The organism is Thalassoroseus pseudoceratinae, from assembly GCF_011634775.1.
Lineage (GTDB): Bacteria > Planctomycetota > Planctomycetia > Planctomycetales > Planctomycetaceae > Thalassoroseus > Thalassoroseus pseudoceratinae.
Window position 1 is genome coordinate 373,821 of the sequence record NZ_JAALXT010000001.1, and the last position, 24,215, is coordinate 398,035.

Annotated in this window: 17 protein-coding genes; 13 read left to right on the forward strand and 4 right to left on the reverse strand. The window is 57.7% G+C overall.

Annotated features, from left to right (window positions below):
• Positions 1–27: 27 nt before the first annotated feature.
• From G6R38_RS01295 to G6R38_RS01310, 4 genes are all read right to left on the reverse strand, one after another.
• Positions 28–2,367, reverse strand: coding sequence for a DUF3987 domain-containing protein (locus tag G6R38_RS01295; RefSeq protein ID WP_166819883.1), 2,340 nt, complete (start codon positions 2,365–2,367; stop codon positions 28–30).
• Positions 2,364–2,570, reverse strand: a complete 207-nt coding sequence (locus tag G6R38_RS01300; RefSeq protein WP_166819884.1) for a helix-turn-helix domain-containing protein — start codon at positions 2,568–2,570, stop codon at positions 2,364–2,366. The genes G6R38_RS01295 and G6R38_RS01300 overlap by 4 nt, the downstream gene beginning before the upstream one ends.
• Before the next feature lie 215 nt (positions 2,571–2,785).
• On the reverse strand, positions 2,786–7,543 hold the full coding sequence (locus G6R38_RS01305; protein WP_166819885.1) for a vWA domain-containing protein: 4,758 nt from the start codon (positions 7,541–7,543) through the stop codon (positions 2,786–2,788).
• Between the two features lie 223 nt (positions 7,544–7,766).
• A complete protein-coding gene (locus G6R38_RS01310) occupies positions 7,767–9,197 on the reverse strand; it encodes a transporter family protein (RefSeq protein ID WP_166819886.1) in 1,431 nt (476 codons plus the stop codon).
• A gap of 365 nt (positions 9,198–9,562) precedes the next feature.
• Here G6R38_RS01310 and tssK point away from each other — a divergent pair, with 365 nt between their 5' ends.
• From tssK to G6R38_RS01375, 13 genes are all read left to right on the forward strand, one after another.
• Positions 9,563–11,038, forward strand: a complete 1,476-nt coding sequence (gene tssK, locus G6R38_RS01315) for a type VI secretion system baseplate subunit TssK (protein ID WP_166819887.1) — start codon at positions 9,563–9,565, stop codon at positions 11,036–11,038.
• A gap of 14 nt (positions 11,039–11,052) precedes the next feature.
• Positions 11,053–11,694: a DotU family type IV/VI secretion system protein gene (locus tag G6R38_RS01320; protein WP_166819888.1), complete on the forward strand. Its 642-nt coding sequence runs from the start codon at positions 11,053–11,055 to the stop codon at positions 11,692–11,694.
• A 76-nt stretch (positions 11,695–11,770) separates the two neighbouring features.
• Positions 11,771–13,315 (forward strand): type VI secretion protein IcmF/TssM N-terminal domain-containing protein, encoded by a 1,545-nt coding sequence (locus G6R38_RS01325; protein WP_166819889.1) that lies wholly within the window; start codon positions 11,771–11,773, stop codon positions 13,313–13,315.
• Positions 13,299–14,369 carry a type VI secretion system protein TssA gene (gene tssA, locus G6R38_RS01330; protein ID WP_166819890.1) on the forward strand — a complete coding sequence of 357 codons (1,071 nt, stop codon included), beginning with the start codon at positions 13,299–13,301 and terminating at the stop codon, positions 14,367–14,369. The genes G6R38_RS01325 and tssA overlap by 17 nt, the downstream gene beginning before the upstream one ends.
• 281 nt (positions 14,370–14,650) lie before the next feature.
• Entirely contained in the window at positions 14,651–15,178 is a 528-nt protein-coding gene (gene tssB / locus G6R38_RS01335) for a type VI secretion system contractile sheath small subunit (protein WP_166819891.1), read from the forward strand.
• A gap of 3 nt (positions 15,179–15,181) precedes the next feature.
• Positions 15,182–16,666 (forward strand): type VI secretion system contractile sheath large subunit, encoded by a 1,485-nt coding sequence (tssC, locus tag G6R38_RS01340; protein WP_166819892.1) that lies wholly within the window; start codon positions 15,182–15,184, stop codon positions 16,664–16,666.
• An 85-nt stretch (positions 16,667–16,751) separates the two neighbouring features.
• The gene (locus G6R38_RS01345) at positions 16,752–17,240 is read left to right on the forward strand and encodes an Hcp family type VI secretion system effector (protein WP_166819893.1); all 489 of its coding nucleotides are present in this window, start codon (positions 16,752–16,754) and stop codon (positions 17,238–17,240) included.
• 121 nt (positions 17,241–17,361) lie between these two features.
• Positions 17,362–17,889: a type VI secretion system baseplate subunit TssE gene (gene tssE, locus G6R38_RS01350; RefSeq protein WP_166819894.1), complete on the forward strand. Its 528-nt coding sequence runs from the start codon at positions 17,362–17,364 to the stop codon at positions 17,887–17,889.
• A complete protein-coding gene (gene tssF, locus G6R38_RS01355) occupies positions 17,886–19,784 on the forward strand; it encodes a type VI secretion system baseplate subunit TssF (RefSeq protein WP_166819895.1) in 1,899 nt (632 codons plus the stop codon). Before tssE ends, tssF begins: the two co-directional genes overlap by 4 nt.
• Positions 19,748–20,884, forward strand: a complete 1,137-nt coding sequence (gene tssG, locus G6R38_RS01360; protein ID WP_166819896.1) for a type VI secretion system baseplate subunit TssG — start codon at positions 19,748–19,750, stop codon at positions 20,882–20,884. The genes tssF and tssG overlap by 37 nt, the downstream gene beginning before the upstream one ends.
• A gap of 6 nt (positions 20,885–20,890) precedes the next feature.
• A complete protein-coding gene (locus G6R38_RS01365) occupies positions 20,891–22,831 on the forward strand; it encodes a type VI secretion system Vgr family protein (protein WP_166819897.1) in 1,941 nt (646 codons plus the stop codon).
• Positions 22,832–22,856: 25 nt separating this feature from the next.
• Entirely contained in the window at positions 22,857–23,810 is a 954-nt protein-coding gene (locus tag G6R38_RS01370; protein ID WP_166819898.1) for an FHA domain-containing protein, read from the forward strand.
• Between the two features lie 93 nt (positions 23,811–23,903).
• A complete protein-coding gene (locus tag G6R38_RS01375) occupies positions 23,904–24,197 on the forward strand; it encodes a PAAR domain-containing protein (RefSeq protein ID WP_166819899.1) in 294 nt (97 codons plus the stop codon).
• Positions 24,198–24,215: the final 18 nt, after the last annotated feature.

Below are 24,215 nucleotides of genomic sequence, written 5' to 3' on the forward strand. Positions count from 1 at the left end.
CGGGGGCTTTTTTTGTGGGGCGGGTGTTCATCGGGTTCGCGGCAATGTGTGCTGGATATTCTGCAAAATGCCATTCCGTGCGTTCGCCGGGGGTTTCTGAGAATATTCAGAACGGTTTTCGAGCGAATGGCCATGGAACACCTGGGGGTTCACGTTGTAGGTGGGTGATGGTGGCCGTCCGCGTCCGCTGCTGTCGGTGGGACGCTGGCGGAGATAGTTGCGGTGGATCAGGGTTTCGATCGCCGAATTGATATCGTCCGCCTTGGGAAATCGGCGTTTTCCGTGCTGCTGGGCGTCCGTCTTCGTAAACTCCTTTTTGTCGTGACGTTTGATCCAATTCAGGATGTAGCGGGCATCGTCTTCGGCGGCGGAATCATTGGCGGCCATCAGATCGAAGGCGTGTTCCGCGTGCGGGATGAGATAGGTCGCCAACTCGATCGCCGCCAGGATCGTGGGCTTCTCGATCCGACCACTCGGCCTGCGATGCTCCGCACAATGCAACACCGCCGCCAACCGGAGCGTGGCCCCGGCGAGTTTGCCGCCCCAATCCTTGATCGACTCCAAAGGACCGTCATCGGCCAACATCGCCTCGATGGATTGCTCCCATTCGACCATCACAGCGGAGGCGTCGCCGGTTAACCGCAACACGTTTTCTCCCTCGATTGCCAACAGGCCACGAATTAGATTCCGATACGCTTCGCGGGTTGGATCGGACATCGGCGGTGGAGCGATCTGTCGGTGGCCGATCTTACTGCGGGGGATTGCATAGCCGAAGCGGGCGAGCAACCCGCGTCCACGGAACGCCGGATTGTCGGCGAGTCCCTGAATCACCGCCGGTTGAATCGTGTAGGCACACGTGAGGGCAGGCCGCTCGATCCGCACCGCTTCCCGCGTCACCCGATTGGAACGTGGATTCTCCCCCGCGTGGCCCTTCAAGTAGATCGTGAAATTCGTGCCACCGTTCTTGTTGTACTTCCCGGCCATCAAGTCGAACACACCACCCTCCGGCGAGAACGAGGCGATCCGCCCGCCTTGCTCCGCCAGAATCTGGGCGACGACTTCTTCGGTGGCATCGTCGATGATCAGGCAGGGCAGTTGCGGTTCGGGCATCTTCGCCAATTCTTCGGCCAACTGACCGGCTTCATGGCGGGCGTGACTGTCGCCAGTGCTGGCAAGTTTCTCAGCGGCTTGCAGTCGCTTTTCGAGTTGCCGCCGTTCCGACTGAGCACGGGCCACGGACACGCGGGCATCTTCGATCATCTCCGCTTCGATTTCTTCCAACGGCCGCATGGCATCGGAGAACACGGCCGACTTGCGATTCGCCGGATCGAGCACCACCACTATGAACACGTTGACCGGCTCCCGCCAACCCGGACGTGGCTCGACTTCCACCCGGCGTGCAATCGTCGAGGCCACCACCGCCATGACCAACATCCCCGCCAAATCCGGTGGTGTCTGCGTCGCTTCGGCTTCCTCCTCGACCCATTGCCGCAGCACGTCCGGCAGAACGTGCGTGGGAAACTCTGGCAGGATGCATTTATCGAGTGACACAATCGACGGCCACTCCTCGACCGTTTCCCGTGGCTCCCACGAACTTGCGGACCGAACCAGCTTCTGCAATTCTTCGACCGTCCCGTCACCGGCGAACCAATCCGACACGTCACCCTTGTCCGGCAGTCCGGGCAGATCGACGACTCGCACTTCGGCGGCGATCCCGTTCAAACTTCGGGCCACCGCTTCGGCGTGGGATCGGCCGGGATCATCGTTATCGGGCAGAATTACGACGTTCCGCCCCGAAAAGTGTCCTGTATATTCTGTAAAATCCTTTCCGGCTCCGCCCGCGTTCGTCGTGGCGATCAATCCGTGAGCGGCGAGACAATCCGCATCCTTCTCGCCCTCGACGACGAACACCCACCGCGTCGGCTCGGCCAACAACCCCGGCAACCGATACGGCACCCGCCGCACATCCTTGACCGACCAATCCCACCCACCGTTGCCGTCAGGCTTTCGCTGGCGGAACGTCTTCGGTTCACATCGGCAGACTTGGAACAACAACTCGCCAGCTTCGTCGTGGTAATCGTAAGTTGCTACGATCGTAGACTTCTTCTTCGGCGGCGGGAGTGAATCGGCTCGGGGCATCAAGTCATTGACCGTCAGACCGACCGCGTCACAGATCGCATCGACTTTGCAACCGGCGAAGCACTTCAACAACACCCGCCCATCGTCACCAGTCCCAATCGACAGACTGGGATTGTGGTCATCGTGAGCCGGACATCGAGTGAGATACCCGTCGTTTTTCGGCTCGGCTTTGTGTCCGATCGTTTGATCCAGGGCGTCGAGGAATTTCGTGATGGGGGTATCGGTCATTGATCGCCCCCCTTCGTGTTCGCCTCGATCCAGGCCAACAAATCCCGCACCGCGTACCGCTTCAAGCGGCCAACCTTCAGACAGGGAATCTCCCCCGCATCGGCCAATCCCCACAACTTGCGGGGTGAGATTGACAGCATCTCGGCGGCAGTCGGTTCATCGACCAACAACGGCATCGTCGCATTCTCATTTCGTTCAGACATCACATGTACCTCCTACCATCTAGGAGTCCGATGCGCGTCTAGACGAATTCCCACCACCCCATGCAGAGTCCGACCGCCCCGTTCTCGTCGACGCAACGCTCCCCACGGAGGTCGCAACCGCCCAGTCAAACGGAATGTGTGCTGGATATTCTGCAAAATGCCTTCCCGTGCGTTCGCCGGGGGTTTCTGAGAATATTCAGAACGGTTTGCTGCGGTTATCGGGTGATGACGGTGCGGGGGAATTTTGTGAGGGGGATGGTGCGGGTGCGGGGTTTGATCGGGAGTTCTACGGAGTCGGCCATGCGGGCGGCGTGCTGCTTGAACTGGAACAGATCGAGACGTTCGATCGCCAATTGCGAGACATCGACGGCTTGCGTTTTCCAGGTGTGAACGGCGACTTGGTTGCGGTCGTCTCGGCGGTGCGTGGCTTCGGTGATGGGAGCCGACGAATCCCATTGCAGCACGAATCGCTCGGCGGAACCGCGAGTGTTCCCGAACCGTTCGATCAAGGTGAAGGCTCCGTCGTCGACGCGAATCTGCCACTGAAGATTCGCCGGATCACTGGGGCCGATCGGCTGACCTTGCTGCGTTTTCGCGAGCATCGTGGCCCATTCGAATCGCTGAACCGACGGCTGTTCTTTCGGGAACCAACACGTCAAACGAACGCTGGCGGCGTCGCTCGGCCACCGCGTGATTGTCCACGAGTACGTGGGATCGGCCGTGTGCGGTTGACGGAAACTCTCCCACAGCACGATCGGATTGCCAATCGAGTCCCCATCGCGAGTTTGCGGAGTGGCAATCACGAGAAATCGGCCGTCCCAATCGAGATAAGTTTGGTCGACGTTCGAGATGCGAGCCGTCAACGTGAGCCGATCGTCATCCAACTGCGGAGCCAACCACCCGCATTGCCATCCGGTCGGTTGCGAATGGTTGTCCACAATCGGACTGACCCGAATCGGAATGGGCTGCGAACGCACGGTTTCCAGCGATTCGGAATCCGGGGAGTTCCGGAACGCCAACACTTCGTTGCCTCGAATGGTCAAATCGAGAAGTTGATTCTTCCATTGCAGCGTCCAGGTTTCCGGTGTGGATTTCGGTGCGGGAATCGTGACGGGTTGCCCGACCATTTTCTCGAACCGTTGCCCCATCGCATTGGCGATCGAGAACCGCGACAGATCGAACAGCCCCCGAAGTTTGGTTCGCAAGCGGTCGGCGTCATCGACATCAACATCACACGAACCGGCGGTTGCATTGGCGATTTGTCCGAACTCCACACGGGCCCGATCCCGTTGATCATCGGGCATGCCGACCCCGACGAGATGCACCGCAACATCCGCCGCATTCGCTTCGGTGATGACATCCGCAACCGTGCGCCGTTTGTCGGCTGCGGGATCGAACTGATAATTCCGTCCGTCCGTAATCACGACCACCGTGCGGTGTCGCATGCCGTTGAGTCGTCCGAGTTGCCGAATGGACTGCGTCAAGGACAGATGCAACGGCGTTTCGCCCCAAGGCAACAGCAGACGGAGTCGTTGGGCGACGAGATCGTGTTCCAGGGACCGAAACCGTCCGGGTGGCAGAATGGTTTCGACATCCTCATACGGACGAAGTTCGGCAGAGCAGGGGAACTGGGAGATGTACCGCCGTTGCCATTGCGGACCGGCCGCCGAGTTCACCCCCGCCGCCACCCGATGCCCGTACAACATCACACCGACGTGCAAGTTGTTGCGATCTTCCATGGATTCGAGAAGTTGCAGCAAGGCCGCCCGAGCCGCATCCAGCTTCCGCACTTCGCCGGTTTGTCCTTCGCGGCTGATGGACTCGGTCATGGAAGCGGAGCAATCCAGCACAAACATGATGGCCTGCTCCTCGAAGTCGCCCCCTTCGACGACCACTTGGGCCGGTCCGATCGGTGGTTGTCTTGTGACGACACTCACGCCGCCCACGGGTTTCAGCGAAAGCGAATCGAAGAAGTGATGACCGCGAAAGTCCGCAACCGCTCGCCAACGTGTGACGTCAACGCCCGTCGGATTCGTCCACTCGACGACTTTCGGTGCTTCGGTTCCTCGACGAATCGAAACGGCGGCTCCGGTCAGATGACGATTTTCATCGTTCAATCCCACGCCAATCGCGACCCGACCTGGTGGCAACTGTTGCTGGAGCAGGGGTGGAATGACCAGCGAGAGTTTGGTTTTCAGCGGGTCATCGGGCAACGCCGCCGGAACCGGGACACCGCGAATCGGCAGACCACTCGTGAGGACCGCTCGACGACGTTCCTTCCGACGATTGATTTCCGCCACTTCCCGTCCGTCACTGAGTGTCGGATGCAGCAACGTTTTGCCGACCGACAGCAACGCCTCCGCAGCCGTCTCGAACCACGGTGGACGCCCCGGTCGGTTGGCGGCGAGGAAATCATCGAGGGTGGAACGGGCTTGTCCGAAGCAGCGAACCGCCCAAGCTTGGTTGTGAACGGTCTGGGCAATTTGATCCGCTTCCGCACACCGCAGCCAAGTGGCGAGGGACCGAAACTTCCAGCCGATGCGTCGCAATTCGGAGATGTTATGCTTCTCGCCATTCGCTTGTCGGCGGCTAAGAGTTTCCGCCACACGCCCCAACCGTTCGCGAAAGATGACCAGTCGATGCCGGAACTCGGTCGCGGTGGGAACCTTGGATAAATCGACCAACGGCGTGCGTTCCGAGGTGATGGTATCGAACAACCAGGCCAACGGAAGATCGGTCTCCGAAACCGGCTCACGAACCCACGGGGGCAAGTCCGGATCGGTCGTGGGCAGCGGTTCGATGTTGTCATCCAACGCGATTAACCGATCGCGTAACGTTCGCCGTTGTTGCAACGGAGTGCGATTGAGCGAATCCACATGACTCGCGAGCAATCCCGTTTCGAGCAGGGTTTCGACCAGCTCTCGGTCCTCGGGAGTTAGCACTTCGGCGGTGAGGAATTGATCGTAGATGCGGTCCAGCGTCGCTTGCACTTCATTGCTACGGGCCACGATCTGCGAGTGCCAATTCTCGACTTGATCCAACCCGATCGAACCCGGTTCCCGCAGGCTGGCATCAATCGTCTGCAACAACTCGACAGTGCCACCCAAAGTCGCGGCGAACAATTGGCGAGGACGTCCCGTGAGCGTATCTTGCAGTCGCATGAGAGCCGGGATCGTGGCCCAAATCCGATCGCGATGACTGAGCAACTCCTGATGGAACTGCGTTTGTCGCTGCAATTCCACGAGGGTTTGTTCGATGCCAAGTTGACTCGTCTCGGCATCCTGCAAAATCTCCGGCGTGCCGATCAAGATCGCATCGAGCAAGTCACGACGAGCCGTCTCCGCATGGGTCAACACGGGAACCAACTCGTGATAATTCCGGGCATCAGCGGGTCCTTGAGCGTCCGAAACGCGAATGCAGAGCTGCGCGAATCGCCCGATCAGCTCATGATGTTCGCGACTCGCTTCAGGAGCCTCTTTGACGACGAGTTCCACCAACCGTGCCAGATCACACGGGAGACTGTCCGACGATTCCCGATACTGTTGCAACGCGGTTTGAAGGTCGGCACACGTGGTGGCATTCCAGACGCTTCGGCGGAACTGCTCGAAACATTGCACTTGGCCTTCGCTCCACAACCCAAGTCGCATGGCGATCGAAGCGTTATACAACTCGACATCACCAACGTTGAAACCACTCGTGACGCTGGGATTCTTCTCCAATTGTGCCAGGCCGATGGACAGATTCGCGTGGAGTTGCCTAGCGGAATTTTTCGTGTTGTTTCCGCCTCGGACCAACGATTCCAGGCGAATCAATTGTGTGGTCATCTCGTGCCAATGCACCGGATGCCGAGTGCACACGCCCAGGGCTCGTAAGCGTTCCCACTGACTCCACAAGCCATCCACCGCTTGCAAGCTGATCGGGTTATTCGAGGACGCGAGATTGCTCGCGGTGCGTTTCCACGTCGCCAGCGAGGAGGGCACCAGACTTTGGATCACCGCCAGATCACTTGGCCCCGCGTGCAACAGTTGGGGAATCTGCCGTTGACCATATCGTTGATGCGACCACAGATCGACTCGCTTCGTGACCCACGTCGACAATTCCTCAAGCGTGACGACATCGTTGCCGTCTCGGTCCGCCTGTCCCGCCAAACCGGATGCCACCGCGAACGCGAACGCCCGAGCTCCACGACCATCCGACACGGTCGCCGTTTGATCGGCAGAACCACCCAACAACACACTGAATTGCCGATACCGATTCTCTCGATATTGGGACTTGAGCCACTTCACTGTGACCGGGCTGAACCGATTCCGAACCATCCCTGCCACCAAGTTCGACCGCGAATCCGGGGCGTCGATCATCAGCAACGTCGAAATTTGTTCGGCGTTGTCGGGAAGTTCCTCCTGCAAACTGACTGCAACTTGGTCGAGAATTTCGGGCAGGGAAACCCAAGTGGTGCTGTCGAGCGGATCGCTTTTCGGTAGGAGAAACGCCGGTTCGTTGGCATCGTTGACACCTTTCGGGGCGTTCAACACCAAGACGAAACACTGAGCGGCGGCGATTTGTTGACGCTGTCGACGGATGACCTCCGCCAACCCGACCAACCCTCCCGAGTCGGCTCGATTCCGAACGGCCAACTTCACAACGCTCGCGGTTTGCCCGTCCAATGCGGCGAATCGTTGCAGGTCTTCCTCACCCCAGCGATTGGCCACCGCATCGGTCGCGTAGCCATCGACGAACACGATCGGCGTTTTCGCGGGAGCATCGAGGGCGGTCACGACGAACATCGCTAAGAACCCGAGAGCAATCAGCAAGCAGACCACGGCGAAGAACTTCGGAACCGTGCGGTTGCGACGCGGTGGCGGGGTTTCGGTTTGCCAATCGTGTGTCGGTACGTGTTCGGGAAGCTTGGTCGATCCCCGCCATGACGACGTCGGTTGCGGTGGGGACTGTTGCGTCGGAACCGGTGTTGCCATGGAATCGATGCCCGCCAAATGAAACGACCGCCCATCGGTTTGCACGCGAAGCATCAAACCAATGGGAAGAGTTCAACGGGAATGTCTCGCTGAACTCGTGCGGAGGTTGAGAGATCTCTTCAGTGCTCATCGGAGTTCCATCGGAGAGACTTGAAACACCCCCGCAGCGTCGGCAATGGCCGCAAACTCTGCCTGACCGTTCATTCGGAAGCAAACGGGAGCGTCAGAAACTCCAGCGGAAATCGAAGGTCATCCGAGCATCATCGAAACCGTCGTTGCCAAGCAGAAAGCCACCGGCGACACCGATCTCGAAGAGTCCCAAATCGCCCGGCGGTCCCCAGGCGTAGCGTGTGCCGAACAGCAGGTTCGAGAACGTTTCGCCATCGACATCCACCACCTCACCGGTGGGCGTGGTCTTCTGCCCCGTGGTGACGGTGTGAGTGATGACTTCCAAGGTCGGCATCATCGCGAAGCAATCGGTCTGGTAGGCGACGGTGCTCAAGCCGAGCCCGTATCGCAGGATTTCCCCGGAGTGCTTCGGGTCGGCTCCCAGCGGGATCCAGTACTTGAGTTCACCGTGCAGGTAAGTCGTTTCCGAGAGTGTGCGGCGGACGAGAATTCCCGGTTCCAACGCGGTATTCCCATTGCCGAGCCCCCGATGAATCGACCCGGTATTTAGGACCGTCGTCAAGATTTGAGCCACTTGCCATTTGCGATTCTTGGCGTTCGTGAGCAGGAACTTTTGCCCCACGATCACGTCGCCCAATCCCGTGGTGTTCGGATTGACGACCGGATCAATCGACAGCAACGGGACTTCCGTGAACACGCTGAACGATTCGCCGCCGATTTCCTGTCGCACGCTGTACCGCTGGTAATCGACGCTGTGCTCCGGAAGTTTCGGCCCTAATTCCGGCTCCGCCCAGAAGTATTCCGAGCGATCGGGAAACGCCAGACCGTAGCGGCTATCGAATCGCAATCGCAATTGAGACAACGGTTTCGCGGAGTCGATGTCGAACAGTGCGAACGGAACCTGTTGGCTGCCCAAACCAAAGTCGCCGGTTTGATGGTTCCAACCCCACGTTTCCAAGTTCGCCACCGCGACCAACCCAGGACCGCCCGGTTCCGCGAGCGGGTCGATGTAAATCTCATCCTGCCAGCAATCCGGACAATCGTCCGTGACCGCGAGCGTTGGTTCCGGAGCAAGTTGCGACGAGTCTTCCACCGCAGGAACGGGAGCCAACTCGAAATTTGGATTCGTGTTGACGGATTCCACTTCTGGGAGATACTCGCCTTCCTCGATCGGATCGGGCAACGGCGGCAACGCGATCGCGTGACTGGCCGTCATCACTGGTGCAACGAAACGCTCTCCCGAGACGTGTGCGTGTGCCTGCGTGACGGTCGCCGATGGTGGCGGTTCGTTGGCGTTCGCACGGGCGTCATCAAGCAGGGCGATAATGCGGTTCCGCGATGCTTCCGGTTCCGCCGCACCGCTGACACTCCATAGCGACAGCATCCACCCCGCCACCGCAAGGAACGGCAGCGTCCGCATTCGTCGTCGGTGATGGAGCCGTTCCCACATATTGATCGATTTCGTGAGGACATCCGAAACCGGCGGAATCCAAGGCAACCCTCGGACCACACACGTCTCTTCCACTATCGACCGTTCCGATGAGGGGACTGAGGCAAAGTTTGCGGAATTTGCGGCCGGAGGGAAATCAACGGGACAAACACGCATCCCGAACGACAGATTGCCTCAAGGTTTGAGCGTCGGCTGCCGCACTTCGAATCCGCAAAACCCGCACAACTGGCACACTTCCTCTGGATCCCGAAGTCAACGTCTTTTCTCCAGAGTTCCCGAATGAATCCGAACGCGGACCGGGAAAAACAGGGAAGACTGAAGTGTGGCAAAAACGCAACATCCGATGCGTTGCCAGCGGTTCGGCCAACGAAAATTGATCGGCTCGAATCACCGGCCATGCATCGGGGTGCTTCTCGTGATTGTTCGAGCCTGGTTGATCGATGCGACATCTTCCCGTTCATTGGCATGAAGGTCTGTTCCTTCGACCTCAACACTTTCAAGCGGCCGATCGGTTCTGGACCGAGCGGTTGCAAACGGCGGAGCAGTGGGATCATCCCTACTGTTACGGGTTGCAATCTTTGGAGTTCAGTCGGGATGCGTTGACGAACTCGCAACTTCAGATCGACCGGATTCAAGCCCGAATGCCCGATGGCACGCTGATCGCGCTCGAACAGGGTCAAACACCGGATCGGCTCAGTCTTCGCAACGCCTGGGCCGATGAGGACGCCGCGACCGTTGATCTTACAGAAGCCTTCCACACGTCGCCCGTCGTTCGTGTCTATCTCGGTGTGCCACGATTTCGGATGGGCACGACGAACGTCTCGCAACTCGGCCAAAGTGAATCTCGCACGCGATTCGTGGAACGCCAAATCGCTTTGCAAGATGAAAGCCAAGGTGGCAACGATCAGACGATCGGCTTGCGAGACCTCAACGTTCGTTTGTTGCTCTCGACCGACGATCTCGACGGCTACGATGTTCTCCCGATCGCTCAAGTGACAAGATCCTCCGCCGAAGGAAGCGTGCCGGAGATCGACTTCCACTACATTCCACCGTTGTTGTCGGTATCGGCGTGGTCGCCATTGGATCGGGACTTACTTCGCGGATTGCACGACCGCATCGCTTACAAGCTCGGTGTGCTGGGTGAGCAGCTTGCCAGTCGCGGTTTGCATATTCAGGCCCAAGAGCCGGGTGATCTCGATCGAATTCTGATGTTGGGGCAACTCAACGAAGCTCATGCCCAATTGACGGCCCTGCTGACATCGCGTCCTCGTCCGGTCGAAGTTTACCGGTTGCTCTGCGAGATCGTGGGCCGGTTGGCGTTATTCAGTCCTCAGCGAACAGTGGCCGACATCCCCGCGTACGATCACGACGACCTGGGCACCGTGTTCCGTCGTCTTCGTGAACTGATCGAAGCAGGCTTGGAGAACGTCCGCGACTACGCCTATCACAAACGTGACTTCCGTGGTTCGGGAGCCGGGTTAACGGCGGTCCTCGATCCACAGTGGTTCCAACCGGATTGGCAATGGTTCATCGGTGTGCATCGCGGTTCCTTGTCGGCGAGCGAAGTCCGGGAACTGCTCAGTCCGGGCATGCTCGATTGGAAGTTCGGTAGTGCCGGGCAAGTGGAATCGCTGTACTCGCAACGGGCATCCGGTTTGGACCTTGTGCCACTCAACCGTGTGGTTCGCGATCTACCAACGCGATCGGCGTGGAGTTTCTACGAAGTCACTCAGAACGAGGGACGTGTTTGGCGGGATGTCGTCGATTCGCAATCGATTGGCGTTCGCATTCGAGAATCGCTGATCGCCAACCCCGAAGAACTTCGTCACGGCGGAACCGAATTGCGAGTGCAAAACGGCCCGCGTGTGGTCTCGCTGCGTTTCGCGTTGTTTGCCGTCTCCGAACCCGATGCGTGAAAGGCGAACGCCCCATGACACCTCGATTCGCACTGGCTGTCGATCCGATTTTTCAGCGTGTACTCACGTTGCTCGATCAGATTGCGCAGGGTCGCACGCTTGATCCCTCCACCGAACAACACGCGATCCGAAAACTGATGGAACGTGGTGAAGCAATCGTCGGCTGTTGTCGTGAGTGGGATCTCACTCGCTATGCGTTGGTGAGTTGGATTGACGAAATGCTCGTCGATACGCCGTGGAACGGTGCGGATTGGTGGAACGACAACATCTTGGAAATCACGCTGTTCAATTCCCGTCTGAGTAGCGAACAGTTCTTCCACTACGCGGCGGAAGCATCGGAGATGCCGCAACGCAACGCGTACGAAGTGTTCTACAACTGCGTGCTGCTGGGCTTCCGGGGATTCTATCGGAGTGGCGAATTGGACCGAGAGTTTTCTCGGTCGATGTCGTATCCGCCCGATCTCGAAAGTTGGTTGCGACAAGCCGCGATCGGGTTGCGACTGCGAGACGATCGCCCCGAGTTGGGACCGCTGGAACGAACGCTACCGGGAGCGGCTCCGTTGACTGGTCGAAAACAGTTCGTTTGGTCGGTCTTGCTCGTGTTGATGCTCGGCATCGTCAACATTGCCGGTTACCACCTGTGGTATCAGCCGTAGCACTCGATCACCCGCTGAACTCCACTTCGCTCGCCGCCAACACCTCACTTGAGTCGATCCCTCTGGGAACACGTCCATGAACGTCCCACAACAGATTCTGAACGTCATCACGGCTCCCGCCCGCTGGGGGTTCCCGATCCGTGTGGGGATCAGCGTCGGCGTGATCTTGACGATCGTGACCACATCCCTGTGGATCATCTATGGTTTTGATCCGCGATTCGTCAATTTGGGCAACTACATGAGTTGGACCCGAATTGCGATCTTGATTGGGTTGCTGATCGCCGTTTCGCTTTCCACCTGGCTGACAATTCGCATCTGGTCTGGCGGCGTCTTTTTCCCTGACCGAGCCATCGACCGGGAAATCTCCGCAGGAGTTCGAGCGATGCGATCCCGTGGCATCACACCGGCATCGTTGCCAATTCACCTGCTGTTAGGCAGCCCGACCGCTGAGGAATCAACCCGTTTCGTCAGCCGTACCAACTCCGTCCTTCGCTCCGACACCAAGGCCGATTCTGCAGCCACGATTCAATGGCTCGCCAGTTCCCAGGCGATCACGCTTGCCCCGATCGACTGTGGTTTGCTCAACCTGACACTGCGTCGACTGGACTCCATCACGCAAACCTCAAGCGGCAAGTCGTCGGCGGACACGTTCGATCCGCTGCTGACAACACTGCAGCAAGTGGGTTGGGAAGCCGATGCGTCAACGGCGACGTCGGGCGGACACCTGTTGTCCTTCATTCAAGAACACCCCGGACAAGCCCTGACGAATTTGTTTACGGACGCCGAAGCATCGGTCGCCCAGAATCGGTTGCAACAAGTTTGCGAGCGATTGGTCAAGGTCCGTGAGCCGTTGTGCCCGATCAATCATCTCGTGATCCGACTGCCTGCTTCGATCCTGCTGCGGCATGCCGGTTATGCCGGTGAGATCGCGCGAGCATTGCGATGGGATTTGGAACAAGCCCGTGAGTCACTTCAGCTCGACGCGACGGTTTCTGTTGTGCTCGATGGTTGGCAAGAGCATCCCGGTTTTGTGGAGCTGATTCGCCGACTCGGACCGCACGCCGCCGAAAGTCTTCTGCCGGGTTGTCATTGCAATGTCGAGAGTCGATCGACAAAGACGCAGTTGGCATCAATCGCGGACTTGGCTTGTGCGGACATCGAGAATCACATTTACGAAATCTTTCAGCGTCCTGACGCGCTCGCCCATGCGGGGAATTCGTTGTTGTATCAACTGCTCAGCGACATCCGTGTGATTCTGCGTCCAACCCTGACGGAGATTCTCGTCGGAGGAATCGCCGAACGCGAGGACGATCCCGACCCGCACACCGCGTTGCCGGTCGCCGGATGCTTCCTGATGGCAACAGGCGAAACACCACCCGCTCTGGGATTCGCTGCTCCGTTTGGACGTCATGCCGAAACGCTGCAAGAACGCCTGGTTTGGCATCCGCGACAACGCACGACCGACCGAGTTTGCCGGTTCGCCAGTCGCACCATGCTGGCGATGTCCTTGGTGCTTGCGGTGACATTCCTGGGCATCGCGGGGCGGGCGATTCTTCAGACGGCGTCTCATGCCTCAACCGATCTTCCCGTGGAAGGAAACGTGCATGTCTCCGTGGATTGATGAACTCACACCGCTCAAAAATCCGATCTCGCAAAGCGACCCCAGCGGTCCGAACTTGGAATACGACGAACAGTTCGGCGACATGGAACGGGCGGCGTACGGTCGCAAAGAACAAGAATTCGGTGACACGCTGATCGAGGCGGAAGCGCCGGATTGGAAGTCGCTCCGATCCTTGAGTCTCGAACTCTGTCAGCGAACGCACGATTTGCGAGTGGGGGTGCGGTTGGCGGAATCCTTGGTGAATCTCGAAGGACTCCATCCGCTCCCGGCCGCATTGGATCTGTTAGCCGACTGGATCGAAACCGAGTGGGACACACTCCACCCGACGCTGGACCCGGACGACGACAACGACCCCACGATCCGCATCAACGCCTTCGCCGATTTGACTCATCCCGAGCGGATGCTGACCACAATCGAAACGGCTCCACTTGTCGAGGCGGTTGGCCATCGGCCGGTGTGCCTGCGGGAGTTGATCAGCAGTCAATCGTCCGAGGCAAGCAGTACCGATGCCCGGTCGGCAGCCGAAATTGACGCCGTGTTCCTTGCCTGCGATCGCGACGAACTTCAAACGATGCAGCAAACGGCACGCGAAAGTTTGGCGTCGCTCGATCGGCTTGAAGACCGTCTCGCACAGCGAGTCGGGTCGGTGAGCACGCCGGAGTTTGGTCCGCTGCGTCGAATGTTACAACGCATCGAAAGTTCCCTCATCGAGTTCGACGGGAAACGCGGACCGGTCGCGAATGCCGATTGCGAATCGAACAACGAAGATTGCACAGCCGAATCGCCTGCATCGGCGAGCGAACACAACGTTCCCCAGGCCCCGAAACACATTGCCAGTCCCGCCACGATTTCGTCGCGGCAAGAGGTCGTCACGGCATTGCGACGGATCTGCGAATACTACCAACGACACGAACCGTCCAGCCCGGTCCCTTTGTTACTGCAACGTGCGGAGCGGCTGGCGACGATGAGTTTCTTCGACATTTTGCAAGACATGGCCTCCGCAGGCTTGCCGCAAGCGGAGGAAGTGTGCGGCACGCGAAGTCACTCCGAGTAATTGTCTCCTTGATTGCACGGTTGGTCTGTAACGACCGTGCAGTTTGTTCTCTGAGGTTGTCACGTCTGTGAGAATTCCTATGCGTTGTTGCGAAAAATCAACGCGTCACGGACTGGATGACCTAGTCTTAGTCGACGTTGCAAAACGTCAACATCGCGTAACCCTTTGGCTCTTCCCCATCGGACAAGTCGTATCGGGCCCGCGAATCTTGTCAGCGAATGGTGATGTCGGATGCGTACCGTCAGCACCATGAAATCCCCTTTTAAACTGTGAGGTGCGTCTTGCCGGAAAGCAGCCAAAAGTTCCTCGCGCGGAATCGAGCCCCGCGAGTGCAAATTGAATACGATGTGGAAACCTATGGTGCCGAGAAAACGGTGCAACTCCCATTCGTGATGGGTGTGCTCGCCGATCTTTCCGGCCAACCGGAAGAACCTTTGGCTCCGGTGAGCGAGCGAAAGGCATTGGAGATCGACTGCGATAACTTCGATGAACGACTCAAAGCCGCCGCTCCTCATGTGAGCGTGCGTGTGCCGAACACACTGACCGACGAAGACGGCGAACTGTCGGTGAGTCTGAACTTCGAAAGCATGGACGACTTCTCTCCCGCCGCGGTCGCGACCAAAGTCGAACCGCTGAGCAAACTGATGGAAGCCCGTCAGCAGTTGTCCAGCTTGCTGACCTACATGGACGGCAAAGTTGGTGCGGAAAACTTGATGAACCGCGTGCTGACAAATCCTGAATTGCTCAAATCCCTGGCGGAAGCGGCTGACAGCTCTGCCGATGCAGACGCCCAGAAAGAGGAGAACTAATCCATGTCTGATACCGCAACCGCAGTTGCCGATCCGTTGACAGAATCCCCCACCGCCGATGCTTTGTCGGTCGTATTGGAGCAGGAATTCAAACCACGCAGTGAACAAGCTCGCGATCTCGTTGAATCCGCCGTGCAAACGCTCGCCGTTCAAGCACTCGCCGACGAGGAATTGGTTTCCGAAGACGTCGTCCGCACGATCGAAGCCATGATCGCCGCGATCGACAAAAAGTTGACCGAGCAAGTCAACCACATCATTCATCACCCGGACTTCCAGAAACTGGAAGGCACGTGGCGTGGTTTGTCGCACTTGGTGAACAACACCGAAACCAGCGAAATGCTGAAGATTCGCGTCTTCAACATCTCCAAGACCGAGCTGCACAAAACGCTCAAGAAATTCAAAGGCACCGCTTGGGATCAAAGCCCGATCTTCAAGAAGGTCTACGAAGAAGAATACGGCCAGTTCGGCGGCGAACCGTACGGATGCTTGGTCGGCGATTACTTCTTTGACCACAACCCGCCAGACGTGGAACTGCTCGGCGAGTTGTCCAAAGTGTGTGCGGCGAGCCACACCCCGTTCATCGGCGGAGCCGACCCCGGCTTGATGCAAATGGACTCTTGGCAAGAGTTGGCGAATCCTCGCGATTTGACCAAAATCTTCCAAACCGCCGAATACGCTGGTTGGCGTTCGCTGCGGGAAGCCGACGATGCTCGCTACATCGGTTTGGCCATGCCGCGATTCCTCGCTCGTCAGTCTTACGGTGCGTTGTCGAACCCGGTCGATGAATTCGACTTCGAAGAAGACACCGCTAGTGCAACTCACGAGAAGTTCACCTGGGCGAACAGCGCGTTCGCGATGGCCGCGAACATCACCCGCAGCTTCGCGTTGTACGGTTGGTGCTCACGAATCCGCGGGATTGAATCGGGTGGTGCCGTCGAAGGCTTGCCGGTTCACGTCTTCCCGACGGACGACGGTGGCGTCGACATGAAATGCCCGACGGAAATCGCGATCAGCGATCGTCGCGAAGCCGAGTTGGCCAAGAACGGCATGATTCCGTTGGTCTTCAAAAAGAACTCCGACTTCGCCGCCTTCATTGGCGCTCAGTCGTTGCACAAGCCAGCCGAGTATGACGATCCCGCCGCGACCGCCAATGCGAATCTCGGGGCTCGATTGCCGTACATCTTTGCGACCGCTCGGTTCGCTCACTACCTCAAGTGCATCGTTCGCGACAAAGTGGGTTCGTTCAAAGAACGAGCCGACATGGAGCAATGGTTGCAGTCGTGGATTCTCAACTACGTGGACGGCGATCCCGCCAACTCCTCGGAAATCGTCAAAGCGAAGAAACCTCTCGCTGACGCCAAAGTGGTTGTGGAAGACGTGCCAGGCAATCCGGGTTACTACACCTCCCGCATCTACTTGCGTCCGCACTACCAGTTGGAAGGCCTCACGGTTTCGCTCCGACTCGTCTCACGATTGCCCGCCGGCTGATCGAAATTTTGAACTTCGGTTCTCGAACTTCATTCATTTTCTCCCGGCGGACGAACAACCGCCGATTCGATAGAAAGGGTCTTTCATGGCCGTTGATATGTTTCTGAAGCTCGATGGCGTTCCTGGTGAAGCTCGGGACAGCGCGCACGAGAAAGAGATCGACATCCACACTTACAAATGGAGCGTCGAGCAACTGGGCGACTTCTCTCACGGTTTCGGCGGTGGCGTCGGTCGTGTGAACATCAACAAACTGATGTGCGTCAAGTCGGTCGATGCGTCTTCCGCGATGCTCACCAAGTGCTGCGTCAACGGACGTCACATCCCGACCGGCAAACTCACCGTCCGCAAAGCCGGTGGTGAGAAGCAAGTCGAGTACGTGATCTACGAATTCGAAAAGATCATCGTCACCAGCGTCGAAGTCAGCGTGGATCAAAAATCCGAAGGCATCGACGAAGTCGTTCACTTGTCGTTCCAGAAAGTCACCTTTAAATACCAAGAACAAGGCGACGACGGAGCGAAACTTGGCGGCGAGAAAGAGTTCAGCTACGACGTGGCGACCAACCTCGTTGCGTAGTACCAGACGATTCGCGGACTGGGTGGCACGTTCATCCAGTCCGTTTTTTCCATGCTGACGACCGCCTCCCCAGCCGAATCAGCGTGCTTCCCCCGATGGACCGTCTTGCTCCCAGCGACCTATGGAATTCACACATTCACAGGCTCGGTCCGCGTTGCAGCCGTCGTTGATTGATCGGCTCCGCGATGATCAGCCGCACAAGACCACTGAAGCCCCCGCACAACCGGCGTTCGATCCGGACCAAATCCGTGCGCGTGTGCGAACCGACTGGGCGACGTTGCTCGGCACCGTTCATCTGCACGCCACCACCGATCTCGACGCCTATCCCGAATTGCAAAGCAGCGTGCTCAATTACGGTATGCTGGATCTGACAGGTTCGCGAGCCGCGAGTTTAACCATCGAAAAACTCGCTCGCCAAATCCGTGATTCGCTGCTGACGTTCGATCCACGAATTGCACCGGAATCGCTGAAAGTCACGGTGCAACGGGATCACGAATCCTACGATACCACAGCACTCCGCGTGACGATTCAGGCCGATCTCATCGGTTGGTCGGCTCCGGTGACGATCGACTTTCAATCCAAAGTGGATCTCGAAACCGGGCGTCTGGGTCATCTCCCGGCTGGAAACTACGAGCGAGGCCTTCGATGAACGCGGAACTGCTCGGTTTGTACAATCAGGAGTTGCGTCATCTTCGCCTGATGGGTGGCGAGTTTGCCCGCGACTATCCCAAGATTGCCGGTCGACTCGGGTTGGATCAATTTCAGTGTGCCGATCCGTATGTCGAGCGGTTACTCGAAGGGTTCGCCTTCCTGTCGGCTCGCGTGCAGCACAAAATCAATTCGGAATACCCACAGTTCACGCAGCATTTGCTGGACGTGATCTATCCCGAATACTTGGCACCGGTTCCGTCCACCACGATCGTACACTTCACACCGGACCCAACGCGAAAACTCGCGCAGGGAATTCCATTGCCACGGGGCACGGTGATGCGTGCTCCGGAAACCCAGGCCGGTGGCACGCGGTGCGAGTTTCGGACGGCTCATGATGTCACGCTGTGGCCGCTCGAAATTGGGGCGGCCGAGTACGCTCCACGCGGCGGGTTTGCGGACCAACTCCCCGTGACGAACGGCGTGCAAGCGGTCCTCCGACTTCAACTCAACACGATCGACGGCGGTTCCTTCGAACGATTAAATTTGGATCGTCTGCCAATTTTTCTCAAAGGGAACAGCCACGCTCTGCTCTTGGAACAGCTTTGTGCGAATGCCATTGGCGTCGTCGTTCGTCCCGTTCAGACGGCAAAACCAATCCAGCCGATTCCGGCTACAACGGCGAACACATCCGAAGTGATTCTGCCGCCGTCCGCCATTTCGCTGCCAGGAATGGAAGACGAAAACGCCCTGTTACCACAACGCGAAAACGCATTCTCCGGTTTCCGTCTGCTCCGCGAATACTTCGCTTGCCCCGAGCGGTTTCATTTCTTCGAACTCGACGGCTTGGAACAAGCAGTCGAGTCGTGTGCGGCCACGCAGCTTGAGGTCCTGTTTCTGTTCGATCAATTTCAGTCATCGCTGGAACGGTCGATTCGTCAGGACGATTTCAGTTTGTTCTGCACGCCCGCAATCAATCTGTTCTCCAAGCGACCGGGACGAATTCACCTCAATCACGGACAGACCGAACACCATCTCATTCCCGACCGCATGCGGCCACTCGATTACGAAGTGTACGCGGTGCAAAAAGTGACCGGCATTGGCAGTCGTGAAGATATCGTGCAGGAATTCTTGCCGTTTTATTCCGCTGATCAAAGCCGATTGGACTCACCGCAAGACGCGTATTTTTCCGTGCGTCGGCGGCTGCGGCAAAACTCGCATATTGCCAATGCGACGCGGAAACCACATCGGAAAGGCTCCGAAGTTTTCCTCTCTCTCGTCGATGCCAACGAGGCTCCGTACTCGTCCGACATCCAAACGCTTTCGGTCGAAACGCTGTGCACAAATCGGCATCTCTGTGATGAATTGCCGATCGGAACACGCACGATGGAACTCACGCTCGATCAATACGCTCCGATTCTTTCCGTGCGCTGCGTGCACGGTCCGACATCGGCTCAGGATTCGTTGGCACTTGCCAATCCGGAGTTGGGTTGGCGATTGATCAATCATCTTTCGATGAACCACTTGGCGTTGACCAGTCACGATCCCCAACGAAATGCGAACGTCCTGCGAGACACGTTGGCTTTGTACGGTGACGTTTCGCTTCCAGCCGTTCAAAAGCAGATTCGTGGCATCACCGCGTTGGAGACAGAATCCGTTACAGAACGTCTTCCGCTGCCGGGCCCGTTGGCTTTCGGACGCGGTTCGCGATTGACCGTGACTTGTGATGAGGAAAGTTTCGTCGGTGCGAGTGCGTTCTTGTTGACCGCCGTCTTGGAACAATTCTTCACGCGGCTGAGTTCGATCAATTCGTTCACGCAAACCGTCTTGAAGACTCATCAACGAGGGGAGGTGATGCGATGGGCTCCACGCATCGGCCAACGACCGACCCTGTAAACACCCCCGACGCGAGCGAGCACGAAACTTGGAAAGACGAACTCCACGCCGAACCGTGGCGGTTTCAATTCTTGCAAGTGCTCCGTCGATTGGAGAATCAACACGCAGCGTATCCACGGTTGGGCACGTCGTCGCATCCGGCGGACGATCCAGTCCGACTTCGGCATTCGCCGGGGATGGAATTTTCACCGGCCAACCTCACGGAATTTCAACCGGCGGACACGGTCGACTCCGAGGATGTCCACGAGCAACCAACCACCGATGAACTGTTTAGCAAGTTCTTCGGTCTGCTTGGGCCGAACGGTCCATTGCCGTTGCATCTGACGGAGTACGCACTCGAACGGGAACAGCATTTCGACGACCCCACATTTCGAGCGTTTCTCGATGTGTTCCATCATCGAATGATGCTGTTGTTCTATCGAGCTTGGGCCACCGCACAGCCGACGGTTCAATACGATCGCCCCGATGAAGACCACTACGGCGTCGTGTTGGGGTCGTTGCTGGGAATCGGTTTGCCGTCGCAACGAAATCTCAGTGCCGTTCCCGATGCCACGAAGTTGCACTTCGCGGGGCACTTGAGTCGGCAGACACGCAACGCGGAAGGTTTGATCAGCCTGTTACGACATATCTTCCGTGTACCGGTGGACGTCGAATCGTTCACCGGCCATTGGGTCCGCATTCCCGAAACCGCACAAACGCGACTCGGTGAGGAATCCACGAGTAACCAACTTGGTGTCTCGGCCGTTTTGGGTGACACGTTGTGGGATCGGCAGTCGCGTTGTCGGGTGATTCTCGGACCGGTACCGGCTCCTTTGTTTCGACGATTGCTGCCCGGTGGCGATCTTCACACGTTGCTCGCCGACGCAATCACTGACTATGTCGGCAACGAACTCGCTTGCGATGTCACTTTGATTCTCGCCGGACGAGACGTGCCCCAAACGCGACTCGGCTTCGAGCCCGAACCGCCCAAGAACGTGGGCTGTGAACTCGGATTCAACACGTGGTTGCTGTCTGGTGAGGAATCGTCCGACCGCGATGATTTGACAATGAGTGATGAACTGCTCCGCCGCCGTACCAATGTCGTTCCATCGAAGGAGTGAGATCGCATGTCCGACCAGACGTTCACACAAGACGATCGGTTCGCCAAACTCACAACCGAATTCGGCAAAGACGTTCTCCTGCTGAATTCCGTTCAAGGGTCGGAACGGATGGGCGAACTTTTTGCGTATCGGGTCGTGGTCCAATCGCAGAACGAAACCGTCGCATACACGGATTTGCTTGGAACCGGTTGCACGATCGAGTACGGCGATGCGTATCTTCATGGCGTGATCACCGACTTTGAACAAACGTGCGAGAGCGATTCCATCAAGGACAATCCGCTCGACGAGTACACCTTCACATTCCGTCCTTGGGCATGGCTGCTCACGCAGACGAGCCATTGCCGCACGTTCGCGAACATGACGGTCAGCGATATCGTGTCGGCGGTCTGTGCGGATGCCCAAGTTGATGTCGACATCGCTGACACACCGAACACTCGCGTTTCCGATGCCCAATACAACGAATCGGATTTCGATTTCCTCTACCGTTTGCTGCAACGCGAAGGACTTACGTTCTTTTTCATCCATGCGGACGGTTCGCAAACGATGAAAATTGTTGCCGACCCCGCCTCGCTTCCCGACATTTCGATTGACGACCCTGAGGAAGTTCGGGCGCGTCATCACCTCTGCACGAACACTGTTCAGCAGACCGGCTACGATTATCAAAACCCACAGAATCTGGTGGTCCAATTGGATGATGGCGGTTATGGAACCGACCTACAGACTTTGCAACGCACCCTCGACTCGCAGGATGACTTGTCGCTGGACGATGCCGCCGAAACCTGCACACAGGCATATAATGCCACTTGGCAGAAACGCTTTGAAACGCTAACCGCTCGCAGCGATGACCCCACCATTCAAGTCGGTCGGGCATTCAATTCGACCTGGGTTGACCGCCTGAAAAGTGGCAGCGATTCCGGTGAGAGCGAGAAGGTCGTAATCACGAATGTGAACCTGAAAGTCACCAACTGCCGATACGAACCGGACGTCGCGACCAGCGACGATCTCGACATCGAGTTACAGTACGACTTTGTACGTGCGGATCGCCTGCCGGGTTTGCCGACGATTCCAAATCGGGCGCGGATCGATGGGATTCAATCCGCGAAAGTTATCGACAATGCCGACCCGCTGAACCTCGGCCGTTTGCTGCTGCGGTTTTTCTGGGATGGCCAGGACGACGAATCCGCCGCCTCGACGGCATGGGCGCGGGTCTGCCAGATGTGGGCGTCGAATAGTTTTGGCGGTCATTCCGTTCCGGAAGTCGACGACGAAGTTCTCTGCGGTTTCGAGAACGGAAATCCGAATCGGCCGGTGGTGATCGGTCGGCTACACAATTCCGCCAACTTACCACCGGATGGCGATCTCACGAACCAAACCATTCTGCAAACCCGCTCTGGACATCAACTCATTTTCACCGAGGATGACAGTTCGGAAACGCAAGGGATATTCTTTCACTCCACGAACGACTTTTCGCGTGTCGTCGACAACGATGACGAACTGAAAGTCTCCAACAATCGGACCGTCACGATTGATGAAGGTGACGACTCGCTGACGCTGAATTCCGGCGGCCGCTCCGTTGAAATCAAGGAAGGTGACGACGAACTCAAGGTGAATGCTGGAGACCGTTCCGTCGAGATTGCGGAAGGCGATCTGAGCGTGAACTGTGAGGCTGGCAATATCGTCCAGCAAGCCGGGGATTCGATTTCGCTGCAAGCAGAGAGTTCGATTTCGCTGCAAGTTGGGGGCAACTCAATCGAAATCACGCCCGAAGGCATCACGCTTTCGGTCGGCGGTAGTGCGATCGAGCTGTCCGAGTCCGGCGTTACGATTAGCGGTGCCCAAATCACGGTCTCCGCCGACGCAAGTTTGGAACTCAGTTCGTCGGCCATTCTCGAAGCATCCGGGTCCGCCGAAGTCACGCTCCAAGGTGGAATCGTGATGATCAACTAATTCGTCTTCGCACCGATCAAGTTCCATGTCCATACTGCTGAACATCCAAGACACTCGCGACGGAAACGCCCGGCGGATTTTCATTCGCGACGGGCAGACGCTCTCGTTCGGTAGTGATCCCTGGAACGACGTCACACTCAACGACGACGCCATCGCCGGGAAACATTTCACGATCGCCTGCCAACCGACCGCAGAGTTTCACGTTGCGAGCGATGCGACCGAACTCCAACTCAACGAAGTCGCCGCAGCGGACGGGTTGTTGAATCAGGACGATGTCCTCACGGTGGGATCGTTCACGATTCATGTGCTACGCACGACGAACTCCAATCCGACGGGAGACGACTCGGACTCATCCGATTCGGCATCGGCATCCGTTCCGAAAATTGCACCACAGGCGACGACGAGCGAGATTGTCGCCGGCTGTCGGTTGACTCAGGAACAGACAACGCGATTTGCCGCCCAGCCTGATCCGCACGCATGCATCGACGAATGTGTGGCCGATGGGGATTGGAACTCCGCCGCGATGGTGTTGCTTGGGTTGATGACGGAAATGCAACGACTCGATTGGCTACTTCCGTTGTGCTTCATAGTTCCCACTGTCAATGACGAGACAACCGCCGAAACAGTCATCGAGCGTCTGCGAAATTTCCGCGAACAGCCCGAAGAATCGCTTCGCCGGGAATTGAATCCGATTGCGTTGGCCACGTCGAAAAAGAATGCTTGGCGGTGGCTATTGTGCATGGTTTATTGGGCAGGGGATTCCCTCGGTCCGTCCGATGTCGAGCCGATCCCACCACCGGAGCACTTGCCGATCGTGGCCGGCTTGCAGGTCTTGCAACTCTTGCCCATCCCAGCCGACGCGACTCCAACGGATGTCCGCTTGAAGTGGGTGGGCGAAGGACAAACGATTTTGCAATCACCATCTCCCGCCGATCCGAAAGAGTCGGACTCATCGGTGTTGCTCGGACAATCGGCTTAATCGGAATGAGTTTTCCAATCGAACGCGATCTCCAATGCTGGTTGCTCGGAACAGATCAAGCGTTCGTGCAACTGAAGACGATGAGGAATTCCAATGGGACAGCCCGCTGCTCGTGTCGGTGACATGCATGTTTGTCCGATGGTGACTGGAATTGTTCCGCACGTGGGTGGACCAATTTCGACGCCAGGGGCTCCGACGGTGCTCATTTCGAATATGCCGGCGGCGACTGCGACGTCCATGTGTGTCTGCGTTGGGCCTCCGGACTTGATCGCCGCAGGATCGGGAACCGTCCTTCTGGGTGGTTTGCCGGCAGCGAGAATGGGTGACCAGACGGCTCATGGCGGGACCATCGTTTTGGGTACGCCGACAGTTTTGATTGGCGGTTGATTAGGAACAAAGGCGACT